Source organism: Nocardia nova NBRC 15556, assembly GCF_001613005.1.
GTDB lineage: Bacteria > Actinomycetota > Actinomycetes > Mycobacteriales > Mycobacteriaceae > Nocardia > Nocardia nova.
The window spans coordinates 68931-77914 of sequence record NZ_BDBN01000011.1; the positions used below are offsets into that span (position 1 = coordinate 68931).

Here is an 8984-nt window from a genome sequence, read left to right on the forward strand (position 1 = left end):
TCCCAGACATCAATACGGAACGGTCGGTTACCGACCTATGTCTTGAAATGCGGGCCGCTGCGAAAAGTACTGTGGTGGCGCAGCTTTGCGCGACGCTGCGCACGATTACCGAATCGGTAACGTCCACGCCCGAGCTGAGCGAACATAGTGGTGTGATGGTGAGCTTGACGCGAATCGGGGCCACCCGCCAGCGATTCGAGAAGGCTTTCGCGGTGCAGGGGGTCGAGCCGGAGCAGATGGCTCGAGCCTTCACAACCGTGCGGAATGCGCGCATTGTTCCCGTTCCCGGGCAGCACGGGCTCTTCGCCGTAGCTGAATCGATGGGGTGGCTCGGGACGCGCACGGCCCGCAACGAGCACTATGCGGGGATGTCGGCCACGTTCCGGCGTTTGGCCGAGCTCGTCCATTCGCACGGCGGTGTGCTGGTGCCGCCGGCGCTGGGAACCACAAGGCACGCAGCGATTCTGGGTGGTGACATCCACACTCTGGAGGTGCTCTCCTCGGTGGAGCAGGAGGTGCTGTGCAACCTGCTGCGCACCCACGTGCCCGCGCTGATCGCCCTGTTCGGCCGCGGGATCACCCGGGCGGGTGCGCCACGTGATCGGATCGGCTCACGTTGGCTGGCCGGGTCACGCTCGCATCTGGCGACGAGATTTCTAGCCTCGACCGCGCCCGAACACCTCGACCGAGTGAAGGCGGAATTGCGCCGTCGGGACGGCGTGGCGCTGCTCGAACGCATGGACGTCTATCCGTCCGCCGAGCCGGATGGCACACTGACCGTCGCCGTGCGCTGTCTCGACGGCGCGCCCACTCTCGCCGGGATCCGCACGCAGGCATTGTTATTGGCTGCGGTCGGGATGCAGGCCAGGCGCATGGTTCGCGACGGCCGTCGGGTCGGCAATGTGCCACAGCGCATGCTGGAGGACAACCGGGCCCGCGCGGTGGCCGAGGGTCTGCGCGCGCAGATGGCTGCCGACGAGCCGCGGCAGCGTCCGGGCGCCGCGCCGAAAGACCAAAAGACCGCCAACCGGCGACATAATTCCGAGCCCGCGCCGCGCCCGGCGCGTGCGGTCGGGCGCTCACTCTTTCACTCGATCGCCGTGGAGCTGCGCAATCTCGATGCCGACGCCGCCGAGCTTGCCCCCGCGCTGCTACCGCTCGAGCTGCCGGCCCTGGGCGTGACACACGGAACGACGGAGACCGACCTGATGACGCGGTGGGCCGGCGCCGGCGAGAGCGAATTGCTGAGCCGATGCCTGCTCGCGCTGACCGATGCCGCCCCCGGAGGTCCGTTGCTGCAGTGGCTGAGCGCGGATGTGCCCGGCCGGACCTCGATCGTGCTGGGCTCCTGGCGCACGCGGATCGCCGAGGCACAACCGCCGGCTGCCGGCCGGCCAGGTCAGCAGAGCCGAACAGCCCTCGCGGGCAAGCGATCTCAGCCCGACCGTCGCAACCGGCATGGCGGGAACCGCAGCGCCGGGCAGCGCGGCGGCAATCAGGCCCGCGGCACCGACGGCAGCGCACGAGGCCGCGGGGCGCAGCGGCGCCGGGACGACAGGGGATCGGGCGGATGAACCAAGCCATCGAACTGGTGCTGGATCTGCGTCAGTTGCGCGATGCGCCCAGCACCCCCGAGGAATTTCAGGCGCTGTGGGCGGAGTTGGAGCCGGCACTGCACGGCCGCGATCTGCGGCAGGGTCCCACTCACCAACTCGACAGCCCCGATGGCGAAATCCGGCTGGAAGTGGTGTGGATCCCCGCCGATGTCGAGCGTGTCGGCGAAAGCACCCCCATCTCTGTCGTCGCGGTCCGCGAACGACCCCGCGTCCAGTACCGATGCAAGCACTGCGGGGCATATGCGCCGTTCACCTGTTCAGCCTGTCCCGCCGAGGCGAAGAACAACCGGGTCTGTGATCGGCACGTCGTCATCCTCGACGGCGCGCTGACCCCGGTCTGCCTCGAGCACCGTCCGGCCTGCGAGCAGTGCGACGACCCGGCAGAATTCCGCTGTGCCGGTCGAGCCTGCCGGCGTGAGAAGGGATGGTGCGCGCGGCATCGGCGGCCACACCCGCGCGATCCCGACATCGATTACTGCCCGTCCTGTTACGACGCGGCGTTCCCCCACTGCGAGACGCCGGGCTGCCAGGACATCGGCACCGTCCGTTGTGAGCATGTGTCGCAGTCCTTTCAGCACTGTCCCCAGCGGATGTGCACCCGGCACGCGACCCGGTGGCAGGTATTCGGCAGCGAGCGAGTGGGTTTGGGGCTGTGCGCGAACCATTCCCGGGTGCGTGGAGGGGCCCCGGCAGATCTCGTATTCGAGATCATCACAGGCGCTGCCGGCAGGCGTCGGCCTGAGCGGCTACCCAGCCTGCAAGGTTTCGCCCACACATTGCGCAACTGCGGGCACCGGGACCTGGCGATCGACTATGCCGGGATTCACCGGTTGCTGCAGGCGACGGAACCAGCGGTACGCGGAAACCGAGCAGCAGCACAGGCTTTCGACCGAAGCAAGGCGGGCTGGGCTGCAGCCGCTGCCGCCGTGGCGACTACGGCGCACGAGGGTGAGCGACTCATGGAGAAGCTGCGGGAGCTGGTGATAGCGGCCAATCCCCGATCCGGCACCGAGGTCGCCGCGGCAATCGAGCTGGCCGAATACAAACCGAGCCGGAACACCAGGCCCGCGATGCTCTTCGTCAAGGTTCCGGAGCATCTCCGCGGGCGGTTCATCGGATCCGGCGGCCAGGGAATCCGCTTCTACACAGCACAACTCGGTATGAAGGTTCAGATCGAAGGGGGGCGCCGATGACCGCCACGGTCGACTCCTCCTCGCATCGGATGGTCGTGGTTCCGGCCGGCGGCCCGATCACAGGGCACCACATCGGTATTCCGCCGGGTGTGCGGGGTGGGGCGGGATTGCTCCAGGTCGGTGCCCAGCCAGACCTGATACAGGTCGCGGTGTCAGCCACCGAGGTTCCGGAACTGCCGGCCGGACATGTGGCGCTCGCCGACGAACTCGCCGCGCACTGGGATATCGAGCCGTCCGGGCAGCCCTGGCGCTTCGATCCGCTCGAGCCGCAACCGGTGCGCCGAATCGTGCTCGAACTGCCCACGGAGTTGGATCCCGCGGACGCCGCCCGCCAGATCGTGCGCGCCGGGCTGGCAGGGGCCCTGCTATGGCTACCCGATACCGGTGATGACGTCTTCCTGCCGGTCGACGGGGTGCCGCACAAGGTCCGTGAGATCGACCTCGGTGGCCGCAACAGCGGATTGGCCTGTCTTACCCGGGATTCGGCTGTCGAGCTGTATGCCTCCTCGGTGCGCGCGGGTGTCGATATCGTCGTCCTCGCCGACATCAGCGGTTCGATGAGCTGGGATGATATTCCGGCAGGCCTCGAGCGGTCGGCTTTTCGCGCCCACGGCGGACAGTGGATCACCCGGATCGAAGCACTCAAACGCGCGCTACTGGACATGCTCGACATCCGCCTGCAGATCTCCGGCCGGGTGTCTCGTTTCGCCCTTCTCGAATTCAATCATCAGGCGCGGCACAAGTTTCCGCGCGGCGGTGGGATGACACAGCTGGACGGCAGCTCACCGGAGTCTCTGGTCACAGAGTTTCGGCACGCCATCGCGCTGCTGCGCCCGGACGGCGGGACCGATATCGGCAACGCGCTGCACGAGGCCGCCAACCTGCTCTACCGCGAGGGCCATCCGAGCAACGAAAAGCTCATCGTCTTGGTGAGCGATGGGGCGAATTGGGCGCCGGCCGGCGAGGGCGGCACCGGAGAGGTGGTGCGTACGGTGCAGGAACCGGTGAGCCTGGTCGCGCATCTGCACAACGAAGCCAAGATACGCTTGCATGCCATCGGAATCAGCACCGCGGAGCTGTTCCAGCGACGTGGTCTGCCGCCGGACGAAAGAATCATTCCCAATCACGCGCTGCTGGAGGAGCTGGTCAAGGTAGGCGGCGGCGACCCGGCCCAGGTGGGCGGCATGGAGGTGCTGGCCGACTATTTCACCGGACTGGGCGGCGGCATCAGTCACCGGGTGGGCGAGCGGCTCACCGAGGCGAGCCGCCCCGGCCCGCTCTCCGGCCGCACCAAGGCGGCACTCGACCGGCTGCGCTCGGCCGGCACCAGCCAGTGGGATCAGCGCCGCGAGAATCTGCGAGACCAACTCTCCGAGCTGCTCGTACGCTGCAATGACGAAGCGGCCCGTGTCTACGGCCGGCAGCTCTGGAATTACAAGTGGCTACAACAGTTGCTCAGCCGCGAACTCGGCTCGCCTGCCGCCGACATTGCAAGCTTCGTCTCCAGTGTGTCGCGTGTCTTGACGGTGACACAGACCGAGGCCCCGTTCACACCGTTGCGCGCACTGCTCGACCAGTTGAACGGCGCCGCCGTCGGCTGCGAAACTCTCGGCGCGGTCTTCGGAACGGCGGTCGACTCACCGACCAGCGCCCAGGTACTGCTCATGCAGCGGGTGCACGATACGACAAGCGAGCTGCTCGATCGTCTGATCATCATGCAGCCGGAGGCCGAGGCGGCGCCGAAGCCTGAGTCCTCCGGTCCGACAGGCAGATTCACCTACCGTGATTGATCGAGTGAGCATGCCCGAGATCCGATCGGGCTACCGGGTGGGCCCCGCAGAGGATCCGGATCAGTACCTCCTGGAAGAGGAGATCGACGCCGGCGGCGAAGGGCAGGTGTGGCTGGCCAGCACGCCTCGGCGCAATGGCGGCAAGCACCGCTGGGCCGTGAAAATACTACACGCGGGGAACTTGGATGTCGGGCACAACGAGTCCCCGGCCGATGCCCTCGAACGGTCGTACCTGCGCGCCCAGAACGCGCGGCAGGAAACGCAGCAACTACAACGGGAAGTCACCGGCGTGGTCGGCGCCACCGACGTCTTCCCGGGTCCGCCACCGCATCCGCCCGGCGAATCCGGGGATGTGCGCACGCTGTACGTGATCTCGACGTGGGTCGAGGGCCAGGATCTGACCAAATGGCTCAAACACAACCCGCCCTTCGAGCAGGTGTGCGCGGTAGCCGCCGAGCTCGCCGCGATCGTCGACGGAATCGCTTCCAGCAGTGTGGCCTTGGTGCACCGCGACATCTCCCCGGGCAACGTGATACTCGCCCCGCACACCGACGCGGTCTCACTGATCGACTTCAGCTTCGCCGTGCCGACCCACAGCGGGCCGGTCACAGTCGTCAGAAAGGACGGCTACACCGCTCCGGAGGCGTCGAGAACCGGCAACGGCAGCCCGGAGGCCGATCGCTATTCCTTCGGCGCGGTGATCTACTACCTGCTTACGGGTAGCAATCCTCCGCCGGACAGTGCGCAGCAGGACTGCTTCGACTACCTGGTCCGCCGCAGTTTTCCCGTCGAGGTCGCCGCCCATGTGACGGCACTGCTTGCGCCCGACCCGGACCAGCGGCCCACATCCTTGGTGCGCTGGGCGCGTGAGCTGTCCGAGCTGGGCGCTCCGACGTCCAAGGGGTTGCGCTATACCGACCTCGATGTCACCGTCGACGGTTTCCGGACCACTACGGTGACGGCATCGGCAAACGCGGTGGTGGCACGGGCCCGGTTGGGCCCCGGGGCGCTGTGGGCGCTGGTGGCCGATGAGCAGGCCCCGGCCGCACCGGTCGTGGTCCGTTCGGTCGCAGACGGCACCGGCAACCCTGTCGATTTCGTGATCGACAAGGCGGAACGGCTCATGGTGGGCCGCGCCGGTATCTGGCAGGACGGCGGGCGCGCCGCGGTGGGCGGCGGCCTCGCGGTCGTCCGCACCGCTACCGGGTCCGCCACGGCGTACCTGGTCGACGCGGTCAGCGAACGGCTGACGACGGTGGAATTGACTCTCGACGGGATGATCCGCCGGGACAGCGGCGGCCCGTATGTACGGCGTGTTCTGGCCGCCGCGACCGATCACGAGGGGGCCGCCGTCGTCACCGCGAACGCCGCGAACGGCGATTTCGTCATCATCGCCGGAGGATCCGCGAAGCGCCTCGGCCTCACCGATATTCGATCGTCCGCGGTCGGCCTGAATCTTCTGGGCGAACCGGTCTGCTTCGTCGCGGCCCCGGCCCGCGAACTCCTGTCATTCGAGCAACGTTACGGAGAGTGGGTGCCGACCGGCCCGATCGAGGTTCCCGGTGATGTGATCGACGTGGCATGCGTCGGTCAGCGCGACGGCGTCACGATCGCCGCGGCGGGCGCGGACGGGCTGTGGGTCACCCCCCGGCTCGACGGCGCCCGGCCCGATTGGCAACGCCTCACCGAATCCCCCTGCCACCGAGCGGCATTGGTCGTCGGCGCTGCGTGGCGCCTCCAACTGGCCGCGCTCACCGATGGACAGGTGCTGGTGGCTACCGAGGATTTCTCCGGTCGATGGTCGGCCAGGGCGCTGACCCGTTGAAAGGAAGCCGACATGTATCACGAGTTCCTCTACATCTCAGGTTCGAAAATCGACAACTTCGTACCCGCGGCGGCATCGTGGTGGCGAAACCTTCGACTGCGGAAGATATCGGCGAAGGCGAAGGTCACGCCGGTGGAGGCCGGTGCCGATTTCGAACTGGCGGATATCGCCGGCAACGAGCAGCGGCTTCGGAACCTGATCGCGGATTTCGAACACGGGTGCGTGGACTACACCGATCCGGATATCGAGAACGGCGAATGGGTCATGTTCGAGGGCCGCATCGGCATAGCGCACCTCGACGACGACCCCGCGGGCGCGGTGCTCTTCTGCCAGGCCGAACCACTCTCCGTCACCACTCCCCGCATCGTGCTCCACGGCTCGGCCCGCAACGTCGCCACGAACCCGGAGGCATCGTCCCAGTCGCACGATCGGCCCGGCAAGTATTCCGTGTCCGTCGGCGCCACCGAGCAGGTGGTGAAAGCACTGGTCGACGCCAATGGTTCGGACAAGACGCACGGCCTCCGGAACCTGTTCAAACCTTCCACCAAGGAGCCGACCGACCTGGAACACAACCTGGGTACTTATTTCCGCGAAGTCGCCTGCAGCCCGAAATTCCGCGAATTCGCACCCTATTTGGGCGGGCATGCTCGTGTATCCGGAGTAGTCCACCCACCCCAGGTGCCTTTCCCGATCGTGCTCGCGTCGCCACTGTACGTGCGCTACGAACGGCCCTGATCGCATTCCGCCGGACCGGCCGGCCGCAAGACCTGTGCCGGTGCTGCCGGCGCGGCGCGACGCTGTCCGACCAACCGACTACGGGATGCGAAAGACAGTCGGGCCCAATCGTCGTGGCGAGCGAGCGAGCGCTTTACTCGAAACCGGGCGGCGGGGTGAATCCGCCGAACTCCTGCTCGAGCAATTCGGCGAACCGCAAGGTCGTCGGGTCTTCGAGGTAGGGGCCGATGATCTGCATGCCGAAGGGCAGCCCTTCCGGCGAGTGTCCGATCGGTGCCGCGGTCGCCGGTAGCCCGAGCAGGGTGGCGATACTCGCCCACACCAGGTTGTAGTTGTACGGGTAGGCGATGCCGTCGATATCGATCGTGCGGGTGTCCATCCCCGAATGGTCGTGCGGGAAAGCGGGTGTCGGCGTGATCGGGCACAGCACCACGTCGAATTCCTTGAACAGGTGACGCCACCCGTCGGCCAGGCCGATGCGCACGCGGTCGGCCTTCACCCAATCGCCGTGGCCGGCGACGAAGGCTCGTTGGATGACCGCCTCGACGGTGTCGGTCTCCGGCGGAATTTCGGCGACGACGGCTTGGATCGCCCGGATCGCGTCGGCCGGGGCATCGGCGCCGAATTGCGACATCAGCATTGTGAAATAGGTTTTCGCGGTCAGCGTCAGGTCGGGCAGGAGAGAGCTCTGCCGCGCGACCGTGGCACCGGCTTTCTCGAGCCCCCGCGCGATCCGGTCGAAACCGTCGCGAATCACGGTGGATGTCGGCAGCAACGGATGACTGTCGATGATCAGCACGCGGAACTGCGCCAATTCCTCGCCGCGCGGCGGTGGCAACTCCAGCTTGTAGGCGACCGCCTCCACCTCGTCGGGCCCGGCAAGCAGCCGCGTCGCCAAGGTCAGGTCGGCGGCGCTGCGGGTCATCGGACCGACGACGGGGAGGTCCATGGGAGCCTCCAGTGCGGGCGTGCGCGGCGGTATGTGCCCGCGCCCCGGCAGCAGCGTGCGGGACGGTTTGTGCGAGTACACGCCGCAGAAATGCGCCGGCACCCGCAGGGAGCCGCCGATATCGGAGCCGAGTGCGAGCGAGACGTACCCCGCCGCGAGCGCGGCGGCCGACCCTCCGGACGAACCACCGGGCGAACGAGTCGGATCCCACGGATTGTTGGTCGTGCCGTAGATGTCGTTGTAGGACTGCCAATCACGCAGAAAGAACGGCACATTCGTCTTGCCGACGACAACCCCGCCCGCTGCCTTGACGCGCGACACCAGCACCGCGTCCTCCGCCGGCACCCACCCCTTCGCGTCGGGCAGACCCCACGTGGTCGGCAGACCGGCGATATTGAACGATTCCTTCACCGCGACCGGAACGCCGAGAAGCGGCCCATCCTCACCCCGCGCCAGCGCCGCATCGGCCTGTTTCGCCGCAACGCGAGCGCGCTCGAAATCCCGCACCACAACGGCATTGACCTTCTCGTCGAACTTCTCGATCCGCGCAATGCTCAGTTCGAGCAGTTCGGTCGCCGAGATGGTCTTGGCCTGCAACGCGGCTACCTGCTCGCGCAGCGTCGCAAACTCCGGTCCGGGCATCAGTTCTCCTCGCATCTCCGGGTGCGTACACACCTGGTGGTCATGGCCGAAGCGTCGGTCCGGATCCACCGCGACAGACGCTCTCCATACAACCTCGTTGGAACGAAATTTACTCCCACAGAACACGTTTCGTGCTGCTTGCGAGGGAGGTGGCCTTGGCCCGCACGGAGAGCGCGATAGCCACGATTCGTGCCTACGCCCTCGAAACCGGTCACGGCGATCTCTCTCTCTCTC

General features: G+C 67.2%; 6 protein-coding genes. 5 read left to right on the forward strand and 1 reads right to left on the reverse strand.

Annotated features, from left to right (window positions below; translation table 11 throughout):
- Window positions 1–155 precede the first annotated feature (155 nt).
- From NN2_RS06120 to NN2_RS06140, 5 genes are read left to right on the forward strand one after another with little or no spacing between them, the layout of a single operon-like run.
- Window positions 156–1574, forward strand: a complete 1419-nt coding sequence (locus NN2_RS06120) for a hypothetical protein (protein ID WP_156511226.1) — start codon at window positions 156–158, stop codon at window positions 1572–1574.
- Window positions 1571–2809: a hypothetical protein gene (locus tag NN2_RS06125; RefSeq protein WP_063011165.1), complete on the forward strand. Its 1239-nt coding sequence runs from the start codon at window positions 1571–1573 to the stop codon at window positions 2807–2809. Before NN2_RS06120 ends, NN2_RS06125 begins: the two co-directional genes overlap by 4 nt.
- Window positions 2806–4599: a vWA domain-containing protein gene (locus NN2_RS06130; RefSeq protein WP_063011166.1), complete on the forward strand. Its 1794-nt coding sequence runs from the start codon at window positions 2806–2808 to the stop codon at window positions 4597–4599. Before NN2_RS06125 ends, NN2_RS06130 begins: the two co-directional genes overlap by 4 nt.
- A 10-nt stretch (window positions 4600–4609) precedes the next feature.
- Window positions 4610–6424, forward strand: coding sequence for a serine/threonine protein kinase (locus tag NN2_RS06135; protein ID WP_104406270.1), 1815 nt, complete (start codon window positions 4610–4612; stop codon window positions 6422–6424).
- A gap of 12 nt (window positions 6425–6436) precedes the next feature.
- Window positions 6437–7159, forward strand: coding sequence for an SAVMC3_10250 family protein (locus tag NN2_RS06140; RefSeq protein ID WP_063011170.1), 723 nt, complete (start codon window positions 6437–6439; stop codon window positions 7157–7159).
- Between the two features lie 133 nt (window positions 7160–7292).
- Here NN2_RS06140 and NN2_RS06145 read toward each other — a convergent pair whose 3' ends face one another.
- Complete coding sequence (locus tag NN2_RS06145) at window positions 7293–8750, reverse strand: amidase (protein ID WP_063011200.1); 1458 nt, start codon at window positions 8748–8750, stop codon at window positions 7293–7295.
- Window positions 8751–8984: the final 234 nt, after the last annotated feature.